This is a genomic window from Fretibacterium fastidiosum, from assembly GCF_000210715.1.
Lineage (GTDB): Bacteria > Synergistota > Synergistia > Synergistales > Aminobacteriaceae > Fretibacterium > Fretibacterium fastidiosum.
This window is the reverse complement of record NC_021038.1, coordinates 1,812,709-1,814,122: the sequence shown is the minus strand read 5'-3', so window position 1 is coordinate 1,814,122 and position 1,414 is coordinate 1,812,709. Positions and strand designations below refer to the sequence as shown.

General features: G+C 69.9%; 1 protein-coding gene. It reads right to left on the bottom strand.

Translation table 11 applies throughout. The features are described from left to right. Nucleotides 1–1,414, bottom strand: a 1,414-nt coding sequence (locus SY1_RS08440; RefSeq protein ID WP_208873425.1) for a flagellar biosynthesis protein FlhA, incomplete at both ends; no start/stop codon positions are given.

Genomic DNA, 1,414 nt, shown 5'->3' with positions numbered 1-1,414 from the left:
TCAGCCGGCGGACGATGAGGCGCACGTCCGGGTGGACCAGAAGCACCGGGGGCAGGTTCTTGATCACCATGTCATCCGCCGCGCGGGAGATCGCGGCAATCATCTTCTGCACGTCGCGGGGGTCCATGTTGAGCTGCCAGCCCCGCGCCAGGTCGCCGTCCACTCCCGCCATGATCCGCTGCTCCCAGTTGGGGGAAAGCGTCGCGGCGGTGATGACGCCGTCCGGCCCCTGTATCTTGAGGGAGATCAGTCGCGACAAAGCCTCGCGCGCCCGCTCCGTCAGGAAGTCCACGCTACGGGACGCCTTGCCGTAGTCCGCCAGCGCCTCGAAGATCGTCACCAGGTCCCGGATGGGGACCTGCTCCCGGATGAGGTTCTGAAGCACCTTCTGAATCTCGCCGAGGGACAGGGAGGCCAGGAGCTCCTCCACGACGGCGGGGGCCGACTCCTTCACCATGTCCGTCAGCTTCTTGACCTCCTGCCGCGTCAGCAGGTCCGCCCCGTTCTTGCGGATGACCTCGGAGAGGTGCGTCGCCAGCACGGAGGGGGCGTCCACGACGGTGTAGCCCATGGCCTCGGCCTTGTCGCGGAGGTCCGGGGATATCCAGAGGGCCGGCAGGCCGAAGGCGGGCTCCTTCGTCGGAACGCCGATCAGGTCCTCCTCGACGCCTCCGGTGTTCATGGCCAGGTAGTGATCCGGCAGGAGCTCGCCGCGCCCCACCTCCGCGCCCTTGACGCGCAGGATGTACTCCGTGGGTTTGATCTGAATGTTGTCCCGGATGCGGATCGGGGGGACGACGATGCCCATCTCCACGGCCATCTGCTTACGGATGGTCCCGATCCGGTCCAGCATGTCGCCGCCCTGGGCGGGGTCGATGAGGGGGATGATGGCGTAGCCGATCTCCGCCTCCATGGGCTCCACCGTGAGGAGCTTCATGACCTCCTCCGGGGAGGCGGGGGGGGCCTTGGGTTCCGCCGCGGCGGCGGGTGCCCCCGTGCCCGTTCCGGCCGGAGCGCCGGCGCCCGGAGCGGGCGCGCCCGGCTCACCGGAGGGGGAGGAGGCCTCCACGGCGGAGGCCGTCTCCTCGCGCCCCACCATGTAGCCCGTGATCCCCGTCAGCAGGGCCAGCATCAGGAAGGGCGCCGTCGGCAGGCCGGGGATCATGGCCAGGGCGAAGAGCATCGCAGACCCCAGGTAGAGGGGCCGGGTGTAGCGCGTGAAGGCCTGGACGATGTCCGGCCCCAGCTCCGAGGCCGCGGCCGCCCGGGTCACGATGACGCCCATGGCCGTCGAGAAGAGCAGCGCCGGGATCTGCCCCACCAGCCCGTCCCCCACCGTCATGAGGCTGTAGGCCTGGGCGGCGCGCTCGACGGGCATGTCCCGCATGAAGACGCCGATGGACAGCCCCCCCAC